At 64.1% G+C, this 20035-nt stretch carries 18 protein-coding genes; 10 read left to right on the top strand and 8 right to left on the bottom strand.

All coding sequences use genetic code 11. The features are described from left to right. The first annotated feature begins 43 nt into the window (after positions 1-43). The 3 genes from F1735_RS07785 (at position 44) to F1735_RS07795 (ending at position 2720) form a co-directional block, all read left to right on the top strand. A complete protein-coding gene (locus tag F1735_RS07785; RefSeq protein ID WP_166890148.1) occupies positions 44-1240 on the top strand; it encodes an acetyl-CoA C-acyltransferase in 1197 nt (398 codons plus the stop codon). 73 nt (positions 1241-1313) lie between these two features. Further along, on the top strand, positions 1314-2093 hold the full coding sequence (locus F1735_RS07790) for an enoyl-CoA hydratase (RefSeq protein WP_167236398.1): 780 nt from the start codon (positions 1314-1316) through the stop codon (positions 2091-2093). A 318-nt stretch (positions 2094-2411) separates the two neighbouring features. Then, entirely contained in the window at positions 2412-2720 is a 309-nt protein-coding gene (locus F1735_RS07795) for a hypothetical protein (RefSeq protein ID WP_167236399.1), read from the top strand. A 70-nt stretch (positions 2721-2790) separates the two neighbouring features. Here F1735_RS07795 and F1735_RS07800 read toward each other — a convergent pair whose 3' ends face one another. Next, positions 2791-3165 (bottom strand): hypothetical protein, encoded by a 375-nt coding sequence (locus F1735_RS07800; RefSeq protein WP_167236400.1) that lies wholly within the window; start codon positions 3163-3165, stop codon positions 2791-2793. A 374-nt stretch (positions 3166-3539) separates the two neighbouring features. Here F1735_RS07800 and F1735_RS07805 point away from each other — a divergent pair, with 374 nt between their 5' ends. Further along, complete coding sequence (locus F1735_RS07805) at positions 3540-4544, top strand: lipin/Ned1/Smp2 family protein (protein WP_167236401.1); 1005 nt, start codon at positions 3540-3542, stop codon at positions 4542-4544. Between the two features lie 50 nt (positions 4545-4594). Here the strand turns inward: F1735_RS07805 and F1735_RS35625 are convergent, their stop codons facing one another. Then, positions 4595-4951, bottom strand: a complete 357-nt coding sequence (locus tag F1735_RS35625; RefSeq protein WP_229505670.1) for a PEP-CTERM sorting domain-containing protein — start codon at positions 4949-4951, stop codon at positions 4595-4597. Here F1735_RS35625 and F1735_RS07815 point away from each other — a divergent pair. From F1735_RS07815 to F1735_RS07825, 4 genes are all read left to right on the top strand, one after another. Further along, positions 4944-5135: a hypothetical protein gene (locus F1735_RS07815; protein ID WP_167236402.1), complete on the top strand. Its 192-nt coding sequence runs from the start codon at positions 4944-4946 to the stop codon at positions 5133-5135. The two genes, F1735_RS35625 and F1735_RS07815, sit on opposite strands and share 8 nt — an antisense overlap. Before the next feature lie 583 nt (positions 5136-5718). Beyond that, positions 5719-5967: a hypothetical protein gene (locus F1735_RS35630; protein ID WP_222852961.1), complete on the top strand. Its 249-nt coding sequence runs from the start codon at positions 5719-5721 to the stop codon at positions 5965-5967. Continuing rightward, positions 5964-6638 carry an LNS2 domain-containing protein gene (locus tag F1735_RS07820; protein ID WP_222852962.1) on the top strand — a complete coding sequence of 225 codons (675 nt, stop codon included), beginning with the start codon at positions 5964-5966 and terminating at the stop codon, positions 6636-6638. Before F1735_RS35630 ends, F1735_RS07820 begins: the two co-directional genes overlap by 4 nt. A gap of 32 nt (positions 6639-6670) precedes the next feature. Beyond that, positions 6671-7132 (top strand): hypothetical protein, encoded by a 462-nt coding sequence (locus tag F1735_RS07825; RefSeq protein WP_167236403.1) that lies wholly within the window; start codon positions 6671-6673, stop codon positions 7130-7132. Positions 7133-7189: 57 nt separating this feature from the next. On the opposite strand, the gene F1735_RS07830 is transcribed toward F1735_RS07825, so the two are convergent. The 6 genes from F1735_RS07830 to F1735_RS07855 all read right to left on the bottom strand — a co-directional run bounded on the left by F1735_RS07830 (position 7190) and on the right by F1735_RS07855 (position 15207). Further along, positions 7190-9661, bottom strand: coding sequence for a hypothetical protein (locus F1735_RS07830; protein ID WP_167236404.1), 2472 nt, complete (start codon positions 9659-9661; stop codon positions 7190-7192). 381 nt (positions 9662-10042) lie between these two features. Continuing rightward, the gene (locus F1735_RS07835; protein WP_167236405.1) at positions 10043-10600 is read right to left on the bottom strand and encodes a cytochrome b/b6 domain-containing protein; all 558 of its coding nucleotides are present in this window, start codon (positions 10598-10600) and stop codon (positions 10043-10045) included. Next, positions 10587-10859 carry a PepSY domain-containing protein gene (locus tag F1735_RS07840; protein ID WP_167236406.1) on the bottom strand — a complete coding sequence of 91 codons (273 nt, stop codon included), beginning with the start codon at positions 10857-10859 and terminating at the stop codon, positions 10587-10589. The genes F1735_RS07835 and F1735_RS07840 overlap by 14 nt, the downstream gene beginning before the upstream one ends. Before the next feature lie 38 nt (positions 10860-10897). After that, on the bottom strand, positions 10898-11581 hold the full coding sequence (locus tag F1735_RS07845) for a Fe2+-dependent dioxygenase (RefSeq protein ID WP_167236407.1): 684 nt from the start codon (positions 11579-11581) through the stop codon (positions 10898-10900). After that, positions 11575-12708 carry an alpha-hydroxy acid oxidase gene (locus F1735_RS07850; RefSeq protein ID WP_167236408.1) on the bottom strand — a complete coding sequence of 378 codons (1134 nt, stop codon included), beginning with the start codon at positions 12706-12708 and terminating at the stop codon, positions 11575-11577. Before F1735_RS07850 ends, F1735_RS07845 begins: the two co-directional genes overlap by 7 nt. A gap of 102 nt (positions 12709-12810) precedes the next feature. Further along, a complete protein-coding gene (locus F1735_RS07855; protein WP_229505671.1) occupies positions 12811-15207 on the bottom strand; it encodes a TonB-dependent receptor in 2397 nt (798 codons plus the stop codon). 465 nt (positions 15208-15672) lie between these two features. Here F1735_RS07855 and F1735_RS07860 point away from each other — a divergent pair, with 465 nt between their 5' ends. Beyond that, entirely contained in the window at positions 15673-19758 is a 4086-nt protein-coding gene (locus F1735_RS07860; RefSeq protein WP_167236409.1) for a DUF6861 domain-containing protein, read from the top strand. Positions 19759-19812: 54 nt separating this feature from the next. Beyond that, positions 19813-20034 (top strand): hypothetical protein, encoded by a 222-nt coding sequence (locus tag F1735_RS07865; protein ID WP_167236410.1) that lies wholly within the window; start codon positions 19813-19815, stop codon positions 20032-20034. The last annotated feature ends 1 nt before the right edge of the window (position 20035 follow it).

The following is a 20035-nucleotide window of genomic DNA, read 5'->3' on the forward strand; positions in this document are numbered from 1 at the left end:
AGTTCATCCCCATTTCGAACCACAGAATTTTTGAGAGAACACTATGAGCAAACAACTTCAAGACGCCTACATCGTCTCCGCAACCCGCACCCCGATCGGCAAGGCGCCGCGCGGCATGTTCAAGTCCATGCGCCCGGACGACCTGCTGGTGCGCGCGATCCAGTCCGCGATGGCGCAGGCGCCCGGCCTCGATCCGGCGCTGATCAACGACGCCATCATCGGCTGCTCGTTCCCGGAAGCCGAACAAGGCTTTAACATCGCCCGCATGTCGGTGCTGCTGGCCGGCCTGCCGAAAACCGTCGGCGGCGTGACCGTCAACCGTTACTGCGCCTCGGGCATTACCGCCATCGCCATGGCGGCCGACCGCATCCGCGTCGGCGAAGCCGATGTGATGATCGCCGGCGGCGTCGAATCGATGTCGATGGTGCCGATGATGGGCCACCACCCATCGATGAACATGAATATGTTCACCGACGAAAACGTCGGCATGGCCTACGGCATGGGCCTGACTGCGGAAAACGTGGCCAAGCAGTGGAAAGTGACGCGCGAGCAGCAGGACGCGTTCTCGGTCGAGTCGCACCGCCGCGCCATCGCCGCGCAGCAGGCCGGCTTCTTCAAGGACGAGACCACCCCGGTCGAGATCATCACCCGCACGCCGAACCTGGCCACCGGCCAGGTCGACATCACGACCCGCACGGTCGATACCGATGAAGGCGCGCGCGCCGATTCGACCATCGAGTCGCTCGGCAAGCTCAAGCCGGTGTTCGCGGCCAAGGGCACCGTCACCGCCGCCAACAGCTCGCAGATGTCGGATGGCGCCGGTGCGCTGCTGATCGTCAGCGAAAAAATCCTGCGCGAGCATAACCTGACCCCACTGGCCAAGTTCTCCTCGTTCGCGGTACGCGGCGTGCCGCCTGAAATCATGGGCATCGGCCCGAAGGTGGCCATTCCGGCAGCGCTGGCCGCCGCCGGCATCACCCAGGACCAGCTGGACTGGATCGAACTGAACGAAGCGTTCGCCGCGCAGGCGCTGGCAGTCATCGGCGACCTGGGCCTGGACCCGGCCAAGGTCAACCCGATGGGCGGCGCCATTGCGCTGGGCCACCCGCTGGGCGCGACCGGTGCGATCCGCGCCGCGACCGTGATCCACGCGCTGCGCCGGAATAACCTCAAGTACGGCATGGTCACGATGTGCGTCGGTACCGGCATGGGCGCGGCGGGCATTTTCGAACGCGTATAAGCGTTGGCTGAACTATAGTCATCAAGGGCGCTGTGGATTATCCCCGGCGCCCTTTTCACTTTTTGGAGAACACATGGATATTTTGACGAGCAAGGCCGACGGCATCCTGACGATCGAATTTAACCGCGTCGAGCGCAAGAACGCGATCACCGGCGTGATGTACCAGGCCATGGCCGACGCGCTGGTCGACGCCGAAAGCGATGACGCGGTGCGCGCGATCCTCATCGCCGGCAAGCCGGAAATTTTCACGGCCGGGAACGACCTGGACGACTTCATGAAAAATTCGGCCCCGGTCGAAGGCGTGCCGGCCGAGATGCGCCCGGTGTTCCAGTTCATGCGCGCGCTCTCCGGCAGCAGCAAGCCGGTGGTGGCGGCGGTGTCGGGTGCGGCGGTGGGCATCGGCACTACCTTGCTGATGCACTGCGACCTGGTCTACGCGGCCGACAACGCCAAGTTTTCGATGCCGTTCTCGCAGCTCGGACTGTGCCCCGAATTCGCATCGAGCCTGCTGCTGCCGCAACTGGCCGGTTTCCCGCGCGCGGCCGAAAAGCTGCTGCTCGGCGAAGCGTTCCTGGCGCAGGAAGCCTACGACATGGGCCTGGTGTCGAAGGTGCTGCCGTTGGCGGAACTGCGTCCGTACGCGGCGCGCCAGGCGGCCAAGCTGGTGGCGCTGCCGGCCGCCTCGATCCGCGCAAGCAAGTCGCTGATGAAGCGCTCGCGCAATGCGGCCATCACCGAGACCATGGAGGCCGAAAACGCCTTGTTCGGCGCGATGTTGCAAGCGCCCGAAGCGAAGGAAGCATTCACCGCGTTCTTTGAAAAGCGCAAGCCGGATTTTTCGAAGTTTGCGTAATTGACCGGAAGATTTGGGATAAGTATGGCGTCGGCTGGCCCGCCGACGCCCCATCCTGCAGCGGCTGCCGCATGCTGCGTTGATGATGGAAAAAGTTTCCCATAAAATATTGTCTGCAAGTGCTGAGTTCCTCAGTAATACATTGCGAAACGGCAAAATTCAGCCGCCTGGTTTCCTGTTTAATGCGGAACGGGGCCAGCCGTTTGGCTCGGGAATGTTTTCGCAGCCTCGATGCGCGCTTGGCGCAAACGAGGGCGTGATGACATACCCGGGGCCAAAACGCGTTGATACTCACTGGTCCGATACAGGATGGCGACGATGAAAAATGCACTCTTTATGTTCCTGCTTGCCGCCTCGACGGCTTGCCACGCGCAAGCGACGGCGCGTTTTCCCAAAGACGTTGTGACATTTATGGAGCGGCGCGATGCATGTGATTACTTCCGGGGCGAGGTCGCGAATGTGGACGATCGAAAGCGCTTGGAAGACATCATCAGAAAAGCAAACAGCCTGTGTCGCGGCACCGACAAGCAACTGGCGAAGCTGCGTAAAAAATATGCGGAAAATGCCGCCGTTACAGGCGGCTTGAAGCAATACGACGATGCGATCAATGCTCCTGCACGAAATTGAGAGGGCGGCATCGCGCGCCGCCATTCCCATCCGTGCCAGATAATCCGGTTCTGGCGTCTGCGGCACCGTCCTACGGCCATGCAATCGTCGGCCCGTTCTGGATCGAGCGCACCAGGATCGGCGCCACGTGCTGGATCTTGTCCCAATCGAAGTGATAGCGGTCCATGGTCGCCGGCGAGGCGATGTGGCGCTTGACGCCATTGTCGATCAGGTACACCGCTGCATCCCCCTGCGCCTGGGCCAGCACCGCGCCGTGGCTGATGGCGACGCCGGTATCGATATTGTTCAGATGCGGGTCTTGCACGATGCCGTTCCAGCTGCGGAACAGGTTGTTGTAGGTGGCTGGATCGGGAATGTGCCGCTTGCGGCCCTGGTCGATGAGGTAGACTTCCGGCGCGCCGGGCATTTGCATCCGCAGACCGTTAAGATCGTTTCTGATAGCCATCATGATCCCCTGAAGGGTTACGCCGCGAGCGCGTTGCCAGCTCCCCCGCTGAAAACCGCGCCGTTGCGGCAAGGCGGCCGGAATCGTTCTGGCGAGGAAGATCCAGGCGCCGCGCCGGCATGCTCGGTCCGCCGGGCACGCCGGTGGTGGCGACGGGCGCTGCGCCTGTTCGGCCAGCGTACAAGTACAGCGCTTGCCGGCGCTTGTGTCCGCTCAAGCGCGGGCTTGCTCCGGCGCGCTCCGCCCGGGCTTTTTCCCGCTGCGGCAAGACGCGCCTTCGTGCCGGCAAGCGCCCGGAAAAAGTTGACGGGTTACAATCTGCCGCTGTGGCATTCTCGCCATCCCATGACGCTGTTCACCCAGAGGAAACCCGCATGCCGACCTTTGTTGCGCGCTGCCTGGCGATTGCCTGCACTGTTACCGCCTTGCCTGCGGTTGCCGCCTGTCCCGACTACACCACCGCCGCCCATCCGCCGACGTTGGCCGGGCCGGTCAAAAAGCCCTTTGCCAGCGTCATCAACCATGTGCTGGCCGCCAGGTACCAGCCCTGGCACATGGCGCACGACGCCATCGTCAAGGCCGGAACGGCGGCGGCCATCCGCGCCAAGTTCGATTACGATCCGGTGCTGCACAAGGACCTGGAAGCCGAGCGCGTTCACGTGTATCTGTATGGAACCGGCATGGCCGGCTGGCAGTACGTGGGCAATTACCTGACCGACAGCGACGGCAAGATCGACGTGCCGCTGGGCACGCAGGCGGTGGGCGAGTATGTCGTGCGCTTCGTGGTGGAAGGGGACTTGAGCAGCACCAGCGGCTACCTCAGCGTGGTCGAGCCCGGGCGCGACACGATTGTTTTCGATATCGACGGCACCCTCACCACCAGCGACGTCGAAGCCTATGCCGATTATGCGGGCGTGAGGACCGCCACGCCGTACCGGTACGCGCCGGAGATGGTCAAGGCCTGGCGCGAGAAGGGCTACCAGTTGATCTTCCTCAGTGCGCGGCCGTACTGGGTGACCAGGGATGGACGCGCATGGCTCGGCATCCAGGGCATCGCCCCCTGGCATTACCACAGCAATCCTTACAGCGGCGGCCCGGTGCCGCCCGATACCCGGAAATTCAAAGGCGATTACGTACGCCATTTGCGCGATGCGGTCGGCCTCAATCTCGTGCGCGTGTACGGCAATGCCCTCACCGATATCGGGGCCTACGCGGACGCCGGGATGGCCAAGGCCGATACCTATATCATCGGGCCGCATGCCGGCGTGGCCGGCACCCGGCCGCTTCACGGCGAGTATGGGGAGCACTACCGCCTCTTGGTCAGGCCGGCGCCGCTGGCGCGCTGCCGGGCCGATGCGACCCTTCCCGCGCCATTTTGAGCGTGGCGCCCCTTGGGCGGGGCGCCACGGTGGGAGCGCCTCGCCGGCCGTTACCTGGCGGCTTTGCGGCGGCCGGCGCACCAGCCCACCATCGCCAGGCCGGCCAGCAGCATGGCGTAGGTTTCCGGCTCAGGCACTGCCGAAATGACCCCTGCTACGTTGTTGGTCTCAAACTCGAGATGGCCATAGCCATCGGTGCGACCTGACTCCAGATATGCGGAAATAGTGTACGTTTTCGTGCCGGTCAAGCGCGCGTAATAGGACTGGTAGAACGTCATTTCTTCACCGGGAGTCTGGCCTTCCTGGTCACCCAGCCTGCCCTTCAGGCTGAAATACGCCCATCCCCGCGAGTCGATGGCCGGATTCGATACGTCGTTGCTGACGGTGCCGAGCGCGGAAATGATCATCCCCGTGTTCGGGCTCAGCCTGAATCTTTCGAGGTGGCTGGTGCTGGCCTGCATGGTGCCCCTGGTCGGCGCCGTGGCGTTGGCTAACGTTGTCGAACGCCAGTTGCTGGCATCCGTACTGGTGCTCGCGGTGCCGCCAGCGTGGCTCGCCGAGGTGCTACCCAGGGTGCCGATGCTCTGGTAAGTGACTTTCCCGGTTTGCGCGTCGGTGAAGCTGCTGGAGCTGCTATCGTCCCGTTCCGTAAAAAAATGCTCGGGGAGATGTTGTCGCTCAGGTCCAGGTCGACCAGTTGGTAGGAGAACTGCGAAATGGAGGCGGACGTGCTGATCGATTGCGCATGGGCGGAGCCCGTTGCGATCGCCGCAGCGGCGAGGACGCAATCAGCGAGCTTGGAAGAGGTGCTGGACATGGGGGTGCTTTCGCGAGATGGCTGCCGGGTATCGGCTGGCTCGCCTCAGTATAAACCTGTCAATCATGGCATATTATCAATAACGTATATGCATAGTGAATGTTGTTGTTTTTTTGTTCAACAAGATCGTTGCCGAACGTTTATCCGGGAACATCGTTGACCGGGCGCATGGCGCCGGCGCCGCAAGCAGGGGCATCCGTCCACGCGATACAACACGCATCCTTGTTTTTTGAACATCGCCGGTAAAAAAGTGACAATGTCATTTTGGACATGCTCACGGCAGGCTAATGTTGGCAGGTCACAAACGACAAGTTTGCGTCGTCATCTGATTATTCCAATCATCCTGCGGAGACCTCCATGTTGAAACCCGTTGCGCGTTGTATTGCGATTGTCTGTGCCTGTTCCGCCTTGCCTGCCTTGGCCGCCTGTCCCGACTACGCCGCCAATCCGCCGGCCTTTTCCGGCCCGGCGAAAAAGAAGTTTTCCAACTTCGGCAACACCATCCTGACCGGTTTGTACAAGCCCTGGCACATGGCGCACGACAGCATCGTCAAGGCAGGAACGGCGGCGAGCGCGTCCACGCGTACCTGTACGGGACCGGCATGAGCGGCTGGCAGTATGTCGGCAATTACCTGACCGACAGCGATGGCAAGATCAACGTGCCGCTGGGCGTGTACCCGGTGGGCGACTATGTGGTGCACTTTGTTGTTGAAGGCGACTTGAGCGGCACCACGGGCTACCTGAGCGCGGTCGACGCCGGGCGCGACGCGGTGGTGTTCGATATCGACGGCACCCTCACCATCAACGATTTCGAAGCCTGCGCCGATTACGTGGGCGTCAAGACCGCCACCGCGTATGACTATGCGCCGCAAGTGGTCAACGCCTGGCGCGAGAAGGGTTATCAGGTGATCTTCCTGACCGCGCGCCCGTACTGGGTCACCAAGGATGGCCTGGAGTGGCTCGCTATCCAGAAGGTCGGGCGCTGGCACTATCATTCCAACCCGTACGGCGGCGGTCCGATTCCGCCCGATACGCAAAAATTCAAGACCGATTACGTGCGCCACCTGCGCGACGTGGTGGGCCTGAACATCGTGCGCGCCTACGGCAATGCGAGCGCCGATATCGCGGCGTATGCCGACGGCGGCATCGCCAAGGCCAATACCGACATCATCGGGCCGAATGCGGGCGCCTCGGGCACCCAGCCGATCCATGGCGAGTATGGTTCGCACTTTTCGTTCGTGGTGACGCCGACGCCGGTGGCGAGCTGCAAACGCTGATGCGCAGTTGGCTTTTCCATTAACATTGCATCATGCGTGGCATACTGGCGCTCATTGACAATCATTTCTTGGCTCGGAAAGGCATGAGAGCGACGATGTTGAAGACAATTCTGGCCTGCGCGAGCATGGCACTGGCGTGCGTGGCATGCGCCATTCCGGCGGCGCACACGACCGACAATACCCGTCATGGAGCCGCCAGCCTGGTCAGCGGGAACACGATGTTTGTGACGAACCGCGACGGCACGAGCGCGATTTACTTCAACCCTTCCGGACGGCGTCGCAACTCTGCCGGCAGCAGCGTGTCGGAAGGCTCCTGGCGTGGCGACAAGGACCAGGTTTGCAGCACCATGGACCCCACGCCGGAGCGGGTGACGCCCGAATATTGCCTCGATCTGGCTGGCAAAAAGCTGGGCACCGCATGGACCGGAAGCGATCCGAAAAACGGCAAGCTGGTGTTCCTGATCACGCCAGGGGACAAGAGCGCACGCCGTTAATCGGCGTTTACCGTGAACGCTGCCGGCGATGGCCGGCTGGCAAGCGCTGGTGGGGCGTCAGGTCGCAGCGGCGTAGTTCTCCCGGTCCTGCCACACGCCGTCGTCCCACCAGTGTTCGGCCAGGACAATGGCCACATCGTATGCGTCGTCATCATGGCGGTAGATGTCGATGCCCAGGGACGCGGCCTTGGCCTGGTCGAAGGCATGAAACGCGCGCAGCAGCGCTGCGTTCGCGTTCAGCGGATAGACCGAAAAGCACACCAGGCGGTCGCGCTCATCGATCGCCAGCAACTGGCGCGCCAGCACCCGGCCAGCGGCGTCGCGCGCGTACACCACCTGCTTGTTCGCATCGAGCAGGCAGGCCACGGCGGAATAGTCGCACAAGCCGCCCAGGCCGAGGCAGCTGCCCACGTGGGTGCCCAGCATCAGGATGTCGAACGGATCGCTTGCCAGCGTCAGCCGCACACCGGGCAGGCTGTCGACCTCAACGCATAGTGCGCCGCCTTGCCACGCTAGCGCGTCGATGCGCGGATGACGTGCGAACCAGGCGCGGTTAAGCGGGTGCTCAAGGTAGGCACCGGTTTGGCCCTCGCCCTGCTCGCGCAGGAAACGGCGCAATCGCTTGCGGTTGGTGTCGATCCCGGCCGCCAGGCGCACCGCGTGGCTGGCTGCGCCTGATCGGTCATGCAGCTTGAACGGCTGGTCGATACTGCGCAGGATCGCCTGCTCCAGCGCCGCCAGCAGCACCTGCGGTAAACGCGACATGCCCACCCGGCAGTGGCGCGCGATCTGCGCCTCGCTCAGGATCGCGTTTCCTTCGAAGTGCTCGCGCAGGCGCCGTGGCACCGGGCTTTGCACGCCGCAGTCGAGGCACAGCCGGTACAGCATGCGGCAGGCGTCGTCCGGCGCCAGCTCGGTCCAGCGCGTGGAAAACCAGACTGTATGCGCGGTCTCGGACAGGAACTGGCGGCGGCGTTCCAAGGCCAGGCAAGCGAGCAGCCGCGCCGCGCGCATCAGGCTCGCTGGCGCCGCGCGCAAGCCATGCATCGCAAAAGCAGGCCAGGCGCTTGCAAGGCTGCTCATGCCACGTCCGATCAAGGTACCATCGTCATCGCGCCGGCATGCCCGCTCGACGCTCAGCCAGGTACGCTCCTCTGTGTCTGCAAGTTGCTGCCAGCCTTCGACCGGCAGCGCTTCGGCCATGCAAGAGAGCACGTAGCCGACATCGATGGTGGGGGAGAATGGCGCACCGCATAGCTTGCGCTGCACCGGCGCCAGGTACGATGCGCTCTCGCGCAAGGTGTCGCCATCTTCCCAACCGCACGCGTAAGCACGAACCATGTTCACGTATTTTTCTTGCCACGTTTTGGACAAGGTGGTCAGATCGCGGTTCCAGGCGGGGAAAATCGCAAGATGGGCACGCCAGCGCTTGTCATTCTGCGCTTCCAGCTCGTTGTGATCGTCGTCGTACCAGACTGTACTGGTAAAAATCGACAGCCATCGGCCGGCGACGCCGGCGTCGAGTTGCTCCCAGCAGGTCTCGCGCAACACCATCGCCAGGCCGGGCGTCCTTGCGCATTTTTCCCATACGCGCAAGGGCCAGTGGTCTCCGTCGGGACCGAGGGCTGCTTGCATGCGGCCGATATCGTTCACTGGAAAGTCGGTGCAATCCTTGCTTGCCCTCAGAGTAAATGGCAGCCGTTCTATCGCATACGCGTTCGTCAACTGATTTGCCAGTGCGCAGCCCTGCAGTGTGTATGCCACGCTGACCTTGCGTTGCAGGTTGTCGAGCACGGCGTTGAGGTAGGCGGCGAAACGGTCGTCCTCGGCGCCGAGGGCATTGATGTCGGCCAGTTGGACTTGGGCCAGAATGCCGGGCGCCAGCAGATAGGCGCGCTGTTTCAGCAGCGCCGTCAAGAAGAAGATCTGGCGCGGCGGCGCCAGCGTGAGCGCCAGCGCTGCCCAGGCATGCGCGTGCGGGGCCAGTGCGCACAGGGTCGCGGGCACGATCAATGCCGGCCCTTGCGCCGCGCCGCCGAGTCCGCGCCAGAGCTGCAGCCATGCCAGCAGCTCGCTTGATGGACGCGTGCGCAGCCGCCACAGGAAGGCGCGGCGAAAGGCGTCGGGCAGGGCCGGCCACGGGCTCGTTCCGTGCGTGAGCAAGCTTGCCACGGTCGGAACACGGTCCGCAACGCCAGCAGAGGCGAGCGGCGCACCGTCAGCGCCGGGGATCGGCAGGCGCGCGTGGTCGTGACGCGCCAAAAAACCGTCGAACAGGCGGTCGTCCGCCAGCCACGCGGGCAGGTCGAGCACCGGCGCCGCCTGTTTGGGCGGCTGGAATTTGGTGCCGCGAAACGCGCGCGGGTGGGCGGCGGTGGCGATGGGGCGCGCGGCCGGCGTGACGCGCTGCGGCATCGGTGCCGCCTGGTCGCCGGACTCGGACAGCGTGGCCCGGAACACGCGCCACAAGGCCGGCCACACGGCGTCGAGCTCGCGCGCCGCGCAGACATGCCGCCAGTCGGCCAGCAAGGCATCGCGGCGGGTACAGCCCCACAGGAAGGTCGGTCAGCGCGACGCGGCGCAGCACGGGCACCTGCATGTTGTCGGACGGGTCGGCAATCCACGCAAACAATCCGTCGACGTGGCGGGTCAGGCTGAGAAGGTCGTGTTGTTCAATCAATTGTTGAGCACGCAGCATGGACGAAATTCTTTTCTTGTCTGGACATGCCGGATGCGCAGCAGGGCACGCGAGGGTGGGCAACTGGCCCCGCATTATTTCGCTTGAAGGAGTTCCCTCATGCGACTGACCATGTAGTCCGAGAGCGCGGTATCGACCTTGTCTCTTTTTTTGATAGGGTGAAACACGTTTTTCCTTGGGCGGCTTGATGGTATCGGGAGTTGCGTCGGGTATTAATCCTGGTCGCCATTCACAGGCGGCTTCTTTTTGCCGGTAATCATGGCAAGGATCAGGTTTTCCCGATGCTGCAAACTGGTCAACAGCACCCCCGACACGTGCAGCACCACCAGTCCCACCAGGGTCCAGGCGATGGCCACGTGCAGCCGCACCGGCCAGGCATAGCCCCACAGCAGGTCGGTGCCCAGCGCCCAGCCGCTGACGGCCAGCAGGCCCACGCAGGAGAGCAGGGCGAGCACCATCGCCGCGCCGAGCGGATTGTGGCCCAGGTGGCGCACCGCGCGGCCCTGCGCCACCGCGCGCAGGTACTGCACCGTCGGGCCGGGGCCGCGCACGAAATGGGAAAAGCGCGCGTAGCGATTGCCCGCGAAGCCCCACAGCAGGCGCGCCGCCACGATGGCGGCCGAGGCGTAGCCGATGACCTCGTGCGCCCCGTCGATCCGCTCGCTGCTCACCCAGGCCGCGACGATGCTCGCGACCAGGCACCAGTGCAGCAGGCGCACCGGCGCATCCCAGATTCGTTGCGTGGGGCCGCCCAGCTTACTTCTCTTCAACGCGGGCGAAGGTCACCGGGTCGAAAAACGCTTCGATGCGCTTGCCCTGCGGGTCCTTGGCATACACTTCGTAGCAGCTCGCGGTCGCTTCCATGCGGCGCACGACCCAGCCTTCCTTGGTCAGTTTTTCGTGCAGCTCGGTGTGCGGCTTCCATTCCGCTTTCGGACGGGTGGTGCATTTCACGTCGCCGTGAGCCCAGGAGGCGTTGACGGCAAAGGCGAGCACCAGCGGTACCAGTTTGGCGAAGGTCGAGGTCATATTGTTTCCTTGTTCAGATTGAAAATGCGGGTAAAACATCAGGTCGCCGCCCAGCGGCGCAGCAGGTTGTGGTAAATCCCGGTCAGCTTGAGCAGGTTGCGCTCGTCCGCCGCCAGCGCCGGTGTCAGGTTCTGGATGGCCTGGTCCAGGTCGAACAGCAAGGTGCGCTCGGCCTCGTCGCCGACCAGGCTTTCTATCCAAAAAAACGAGGCCACCCGCGCGCCGCGCGTGACCGGCGTCACCCGGTGCAGGCTCGAAGCCGGATACAGCACCATGTCGCCCGCGCCCAGCTTGACGGCCTGGACGCCGAATGCGGTGTCGATTTCCAGCTCGCCGCCGTCGTACTCGTCCGGCTCGGCCAAAAACAGGGTGGCGGCCAGGTCGCTGCGCAGGCTCAAGTGGGTGCCGGGAATCTGCATCACAGCACTATCAACGTGCGTGCCATAGGTTTCGCCGACACCGTAGCGATTAAATTTTGGCGGATAGATCTTGCGCGGCAGCGCGGCGGCAATGAACAGCGGCGTATTGCCGAGCGTGCGCAGGATATGGTTGCCCAGGCTGACGGCCACTTCGGCGCCATCGTCGATCTGGGCATTGTTCTTGGCCGAGCGCGCCAGGGTGCCGGCGGTGGCCGCGCCGTCGCGCCAGTCGGCCTGGTCGAGGTAGGTGCGGAACTGGCGCACCTCATCCTTGCTGAGGATGGCGTCGAGGACGGTCAGCATGGCACGTCCTGGCGCCGCAGCAGCGTGCCGCTGTCGATCTCGCCGACGGTGGCGCAGCCGGCCAGCGCCATGCACACTTCGAGTTCTTCGCGCAGCAGCTTGAGCATGTGCGCCACGCCGAGCGCGCCGGCCACGCTGAGCGCGTAGATCTGCAAGCGCCCGACCAGCACCGCGTCGGCGCCCAGGGCCAGCGCCTTGAACACATCGGCCCCGGAGCGGATGCCGCCATCGAACAGCAGCGGGAAAGCCGGCCCGCAAGCGGCGCGGATGGCGGGCAGCACGTCCAGGCTGGCGGGGGCGCCGTCGAGGGTGCGCCCGCCGTGGTTCGACACCACCAGCCCGGCCACGCCGATGGCGCGCAGGGCGATGGCGTCGTCGGGATGGAGCACGCCCTTGACCAGCACCGGCAACGTGGTTTGAGCGAGCAGCCAGCGCAGGTCGTCCCAGCTCGGGGCGCTGCGCATGATGCCCTGGAAGATGCGGCTCTGTTCGGGCGCGAGGGAGGGTGTCGCGGCCGGGGCGTAGCCGCGCAGGTTGGCGGCCACGCAGTCGGCCGGCATGCGAAAGCCGGCGCGCAGGGCGCGCTTGCTGGGCACCTGGATCGGGGCGTCGAGCGTGACCACGATGGCCGTGTAGCCGGCCTGCACGGCGCGCTGCAACAGGTCTTGCGTGTCTTCCCGGCGCAGCTGGAAGTACAACTGGAACCAGCGCTGCGGACCGGCGCCGCGCGCCACGTCTTCCAGGGTGCAGGACGAGAGCGTGCTACTGATCATGCAACTGTCGACCGCGTGCGCCGCGCGCGCGCTTTGCAGTTCGCCGGCGCTGTGCGCCAGGTTCTGGAAGGCCACCGGCGCCAGAAAGATCGGATGGGCGAACTGCTGCCCGGCCACGGCGACGCCGGTGTGGCCGGCGCCGACGTCGCGCAGCAGGCGCGGATAGATGTCCCAGCGCGCGAACGCGGCCAGGTTGGCGGCCACGGTCAGGTCGCGCCCGCTGCCGCCGGCCACATAGTCGTAGCTGGGCGCGGCCATGAAGCGCTGGGCCAGCACTTCATAGTCGGCGGCGCAGCCGATGTCGGCGGGGATCTTGCCCAGAGGCGGCTGGGAGCCGGGGAGAGGTGGTGTCATCATCAAATGAAAAATGCCGGGGGTTACCCGGCATTGTAGCGAACTTGCGCGCCGCCCAAGACACTTGAAGCGGACACTTGAAGCGGCGCGCGCCTGACGTTCTTACAGTTCGTAGTTCAGCGCCACGCGCACAGCGCGCGCGTCACCCTTGTACAGGAAGGCGCCCGAGCGGTACACGGCCGTGAAGTAGTCCTTGTTGCCGACGTTGAGCACGTTCACGCGCAGGTCCAGCTTCTTCGAGAAGCGGTAGGCGGCGAACGCGTCATACACGGTGAACGACGGCACTGGCTGCGCGCACTGGTTGTCGGCGGTGTAGCCGGCGGCGGTGTCGGGCTGGCCGCCGCAACGGTTGCTCTCGTAACGGGCCACGGCGCCGAACGAGAAGGCGTCGGTCAGCTGGTACTTGGCCTGGGCCGAGAACGATTTTTCGGCAAAGTTGGCCAGTTCGCGGCCGATGCCGACAGGGCTGGCCGAACCGGTCACTTTCGACTTCATGATGGTCGCGCCGACCTGGGTCGAGAGGGCTTCGGTGATGTTGCCGGTCAGGCCGAATTCGATCCCCTGCACCTTGTTCTTGCCGGTGTTGAAGGTGCCGACGGTGTCGTAGTTGGCCCCTTCCATCACGTCCTTCTTCTTGGTCTGGAAGATGGCGGCGGTGGCCAGCAGCTTGTCGTCAAGCAGGTTCCACTTGGTGCCCAGTTCCAGGTTGATCGAGGTTTCCGGCTTGGCGCCGGCGATCTTGTTCTGGTACAGCACCGCGCCGCCGTAGCCGCTGTTGGTGCCCGAATCGGCTTCGCCGCCGTTGATGTCCTGCGAGCTGGCCGCGCTGCCGTAGACGATCAGTTTCGGCATGACCTTGAAGCTCACGCCGGCGTGGCCGTTGACCAGGGTGTCGGTGTAGCCGTACTCGCCCGTGACCAGGTTGGTGGCCGGGGTGCGGCGCGCCAGCGACAGGTCGAAGCGGTCGGCGCGGATGCCGGCGAACGCCGTGACGCGGTCGGTCAGGTCGACCGTGTCCATCGCGGTCAGCGAGAAGGTTTTCACTTGCCAGTCCTGGTTCCAGCTGTTGCGGGTGCTGCTGCGGCCGGCGAAGTTGGTCAGGTCGGCCACCGGCACGCCATTGACGTCGTTGAAGCAACGCGCATTGTTCGGGCCGACAGCAGCCGCGCTGCGGCAGTTGAAGGCGCCGCTGTTGGCGACCGTGAAGTTGCCCGAGACGACTTGATGGTCGGTGTATTCGGCGCCGAAGATGAATTCGTGCTTCATGCCCATCAACTGCTTGTCCCAGCGCAGATTGCTCTGGTGCGCAAAGTATTCGACATCCTGCCAGCCGGTGTGGCCGCCGTCGAGCGTGGCGCTCACAAACGCCTTGGTATTGGCGGTGGTGTCGCCGACATAGCGGGTGCCGCTCGAGGCGCCGGTGGTGACGTAGGCGTTGTTCGACTGGCCATAGCGGGTCAGGCTGGTCAGGGTCAGCTCGGGCGCCAGTTTCCAGTTCACGCGCGCGGTCATGGTGTCCACGTCCGAGCTGAGGAAGTCGTTCGACTGGGCGTACACCGGCACGTTGGTGGCCGGTATGCGGTTCGGCACGGCGCCGACCAGGAAGTGGCCCAGGTCGGGCAGCTTGTCGTCGGTGCGCAGGGCGTAGTAGTCGAGCGTGACGGCCAGGTCCTTGTTCACTTCCCACAGGCCGGAGACGGCCACGCCCTTGCGGGTGCGGCTCGATGGCTTGCGGTCAGGCACGTCTTCGTCGCCGTACAGGACGTTGGCGCGCAGGGCGAAGTTGTCGCCGAAGCCTTTGTTGAAATCGGCGGTGACGCGTTTGTGGCTGTCGGTGCCCACGCCCACGGTGACGCGCTGGAAGTCTTTGTCCAGGGTCGCTTGCTTGGTGATCGCGTTGATCGCGCCGCCGGCGGTGCCGCGGCCGGCGAAGCTCGAGTTCGGGCCTTTGGAGATTTCGAGCTGCTCGATGGCGAAGCTTTCGCGGGTGGTCATGCCCGGGTCGCGCAAGCCGTCGACGAAGACGTCGCTGCGCGCTTCCTGGCCGCGGATGATGTAGCGGTCGCCGAAGGCATTGCCGTTTTCGCCGGTGCCGAGGGTGATGCCTGGCTGGGCGCTGAGAATTTGTTTGAGTTCGGTCATGCCCGAATCGTCGATCGCGGCCTTGGTGATCACCGAGATGGTCTGCGGCGTTTCAGCCAGCGGACGGGTGTGGCGCGAATCGCCCGAGGTCTTGGCCTTGTACGGCGCGCCGACTTCGGCGTTCGGGTTCGGGTCGAGGTACTTGCCGTAGACGACGACGTCGGGCAGGGTCTTGCTGTCTTTTTCCGATGGCGTGGCCGGCGCGGCGTTCGGACCCGTCTGGGCGCTGGCGCCGAACGGCATCATCAACAAGGCACTGGAAATGCCCATGGCAATACTGGTTTTCTTCATGGTATTGAACGTCATGTCGCTCTTGCTACGAAGGCTTTTTGGCTGTTGCGATTGTTGGTGCGTCAAGATGAACTCCTCAGATAGATTCGCAGGATTATAGCCAAATCTCACAAGAGCGTAAACGTTAATCAATCTCATTTGCATTCAGAGTATGTACATTGCTGTTGCGCAAATGATGCAGTGAGCATGGGGAAGGGCGGTGGCGGCGTGGTAGCGCCGGTGGCGTCGGTGGTCCGTTAGTCGTGCAAATAACGAAAGATTGCTGATATGCTATTAAATAATTGCCAATATTCAATTTGCATATCCGGCTTGCCTGCGTATGTACCTTAGCTGTTCAGCCATTACCACACACTCGTCAGCATGCCTAATCACGATCACAAAGACAGTTTTTCCAGCGTAGAACGCATCCTTGGAACCTTCCGCCGCCAATACGAAACTGCCAATCCGCAGGCACGCATTGACATGGAAAAACGATTGGCGCGATGGTCGCAGCGGGTCGGCGCTTCGGCAAATGCACTTGAGAAACTGGCCATGACGACCGAGACCGGTCGCTCGGCCCGGGCGGTAACCCACGCCGTTGGCAAGGCCGAGCAGCGATTTGCTGTCTTACTCGCCACCAAGTTGGCCGGTTTGGATTTCTCGATGGTCTGGGACGTGCTGTGGTCGGTCGTGAAAGAGATCGTCATGTACGTGGGCGGCGGTGCCATCTTTTTCGATGCTGTCGGCGGGATCGGCGGGGCGTTTTTTGCTGGTGCCGGCGCGGTGCCCGGCGCCATCGGCGGCGCCCTGTTCGGCAGCAAGGTTGGCGCGGAAATCATGATGTGGATGGGTCTCGGCAGCCTGGTCAAATGCATCGGCACGGCCATTCCCGAGATGTGCAGCCATCTGGCCGAAGGATTCGCCACTGCCTGGGCCGCCGGCCAGTTGCCCGAAAATGCGCGCGGCGAGTACCCGGGCATGATCGAACGCGCCAGTATCTCCTTCGCGCAAGGCAAGTTGTTGCTGGTCGTGGCACTGCTCAGCGCGATCGTGGTCTATTTTACGAAAGGCCAGCTCAGTCGGTCGATGCTGCTGGCGGAAATCAGCGCCAGCAAGCTCGGACCAAAGTTCGCGACGTGGGTCGCGGCCAACGAGGCCAAGCTGATGGCCATGCCCGCCTTGCGCAGCAACCTGCCGGGTGCGGCGGACCAGGCCGGTGCGAAGGCGGGCGCTGGCGTCAGACCCGGGGCTGCGCCCGAGCCGGTCGCGGCCAAACCGGCCAAGCCGGCCGAGACACCCCCGAAAAATGGCAAGGGCGACAAGGTCTGCCCGATATGCCCGAACATCCTGGTTGGCCCGCCGGTGCACCCGATTTTCGGCAGCAAGATCTTGCTGGGTGAGAGCGACCTGGATTTTTCGCTGCCCGCGCCGCTACCGCTGCCGTGGCAGCGCACCTACAGTTCCGACGCAGCGCGCGCCGGCTGGCTGGGGCAAGGCTGGTCGACACCGATTTCGGAGGCGTTGCTGGTCAGCGCGGAGGAAGTCGTGGTCCTCGACGCTTATGAGCGCGCCGTGACGTTTTCACTGCCGGAGATAGGCGAATCGATCTACTCGCCCTACGAATCGGTCACCTTGAGCCGTACCGGTCCGCGCACCTTCGAGCTGGTCGATGAGAATTTGCTGCGCCGCCAGTTCGCGCTTCCCGCCAACGGCAGGGACATCGCCAACCTGGTCGGCCTGGTCGATGCCAACGGCAATACCATCAGCATCCTGCACAACCGCGCGCAGCTTCCGGAACGCATCAACGACAGCGCCGGGCGCGTGTTCACGCTGGTATTTGGCGAGCACCAGGGCCAACCGCGCCTGCGCTCGGTGGCGCTGGTGCGCGAGAGCGGGGATGGCGACAGCGGCATGCCGGCCACCCAGAGCGACGTGCTGGTCTATTACGATTATGACGAGGCCGGCGACCTGGCGCAGGTGCGCAACGGCGCCGGCCAGCTCAAGCGCCAGTTCCTGTATCGCCAGCACATGCTGGTGCAGCATGGCGAACCGGACGGGCTGGTGTCATGCTATGAATACGACCAGGACGCTCCGAGCGGCAAGGTGCTGCACAACTGGACCAACGGCGGCCATGCCTGGCGCTTCGACTACCGCCAGCATGAGACGATAGTCACCGACAACCTGGGACGGCGCCAGCACTACCGGTTCGACCACGAGCGGCGTCTCATCGGCCTGGTTGATGCCGCTGGCGGCGTCACCTTGCGCACGCTGGACCGTTTCGGCAACCTGCTGGCGCTGACCGACCCTGCCGGCCGCGTGACCCGTTACCGCTACGACGAACGCAGCCGCGTGGTGCGGATCGAGGGTGGCGGCAGCGCCACCGGCATCGTCTACGACACCCGCTTCGACAAGCCGGCCCTGATTACCGATGCGCTGGGCGTGACGACCGCGTTGCGCTACGACGACCGGGGCAACCTGACCAGCATCACCGACGGCTTGGGCCAGCGCACCTCGTATCAGTATAACGAGGACGGCCTGCCCGTGCGGATCACCGATGCCGCCGGTGGCGTGAAAAAACTGAGCTACAACGCGGCCGGGCAGCCAATCAGCCAGACCGATTGCGCCGGCAAGCTGACCCGCTTCGACTACGACGACAGCGGCAAGCTGCGCCAGGTGACCGACCCCAACGACAATGTCAGCGCGTATGACTATGACGACGGCGGACGTCTGCAGGCTTCCCGGCAAGCCGACGGCACCGAGGAGCATTACGAATACGATGCACTCGGACGTATCTGTGCGCACATCGCCGGCGGCCAGCGTACCAGTTATGTGCTCGACAGCGACGGCCGGCCGCTGCAACGGATCGATGCGCGCGGCGGCGTGTTGCAGTACCAGTACGACGCTGCGCGCCGCATGGCGGCGCTGGTCAACGAAAACGGCGAGACGCACAGCTTCGCCTACGACGCGATGGACCGCCTGACCGAAGAAATTGGCTTCGATGGCTGCCTGACGCGCTACCGCTACGACGCCAGCGGCCAGATCGCCGCCAAGGAGGAGCATGGCAGCGGCATGCACAGCGAACTGACCCGCATCGAGACCAGCTTCCTGCGCGACACAGCAGGCCGCCTGATCGAAAAAATCACGTCCCGCGTCACCGGCCCGGCGCAGGCGGAGCAGCTGCGCGAGCGTTATGGCTACGACCTGGCCGGACGCATGACGCACGCGGCTAACGCCGATGCCGCCATCGTGCTCAAGTACGATGCTGTGGGGCAGTTGGTGGCTGAACAGACCACCAGCGCCGGCCACACCAGCGCGATGCGGCACGCCTACGACGAACTGGGAAACCGCGTGCAAACGGTGCTGCCGGACGGGCGCGTGCTCAATCACCTGTTCTACGGTTCCGGGCACTTGCACCAGATTAACCTGGACGGCGAGGTGGTGAGCGATATCGAGCGCGACAGCGCGCACCGCCCGGTCAGCCGCAGCCAGGGCGCCTTGACCAGTCACTTCCGCTACGACCCGGTCGGGCGACTGTTGTCTCAGGTCGCCGCGAACGGCAGCACCCCGGCTGTAGCGCGACGTTACGAGTACGACGCCGGCGGCAACCTGCTGGTGCTCGACGACAGCCGTAACGGCCGAAGCACGTTCGAGTACGACGTCATCGGCCGCATCTTGAGCGCGACCCAGCCGCAGCTGGGCGAGCGTTTCGCGTTCGACCCGGCGCATAACCTGCTCAATGCGGGAGCCGAAGGCAGCGGCCGGGTCGAGGGCAACCGCCTGCGCGTGTTCGAGGACAAGCGCTTCGACTACGATGCGCATGGCAACCTGATCGAGAAGCGGGTCGGGCGCCACACGCGCATGCAGTTCACCTGGAACGGCGCGCATCAGCTGGTCAAGTCGACGGTTACCCGTAATGCCGGGCAGGAGGGGGACAGCGCGCAGACGGTGAAGTATGCGTACGATCCGTTCGGACGGCGCATCGCCAAGCGCGATGCCTTCGGCACCACGCGCTTTGCCTGGGATGGCAACCGCTTGCTCAGCGAGACCCGTGGCACGCACTGCCGCACGTATATCTACGAGCCGGATTCCTTCGTGCCGCTGGCGCAGATCGACAGCGCGCCGGAGGATGGGGGCGCTGCGGCGCAGGTACACTACCTGCATACCGATCATTTGGGCACGCCGCGCGAAGTGAGCGATGCCGGCGGGCGCGTGACTTGGACTGCCACTTACAAGGCATGGGGCAATGTGCTCAGGATCGAGGCCCCCGAGGTGGAAGACGAGGTGCAGGCCGGACAACGCTCGCAGCAGGCGCTGGCACAGGCGCAGCCGATCCGTTTCCAGGGCCAGTATCACGACATCGAAACGGGCCTGCATTACAACCGCTTCCGGTACTATGATCCGGACGTGGGGCGTTTCGTCAGCCAGGATCCGATCGGGCTCGCGGGTGGCCACAATCTGATGTTATATGCGCCAAATCCGACCGCATGGATTGATCCGCTAGGGTTGATGACGTGTGGGCCTTGTCCGCTTGGTACAGGCGTCGTCGCGAGACGGGTACAGGCGATGGCGAATCAGGTACTGGAGTGGGATAGGTTCGGGAACGAGATCATGTACCGCGGAATGCTGAAAATTCAGTAACTGTTTAGCCTGAGCGAGCACGTGCCAGAGTTGTTCGTTTCTTGAAATCGGTCCATGATGCTGATCATGACAAAACTGCGCCCCCTTCCAGATCTTTCCAAGCTTTCCGCCGCGGAAAAGGATCGCCTCATTCTTCGCCTGCATGCGCGCGTGCGCGCAGAGCACGCTAAGCTCGATGCCGCAGAATCGGCGCATTGGCGCCCTGATCGCCCACGGTTTTTGGCAGGCGAAGCGAACAAGACGCCGCCGGCCAAGCCCGGGGACGACAGCGAGTAAA

Source organism: Massilia genomosp. 1, assembly GCF_011682185.1.
GTDB classification, from domain to species: Bacteria; Pseudomonadota; Gammaproteobacteria; order Burkholderiales; family Burkholderiaceae_D; genus Telluria_A; species Telluria_A rubra.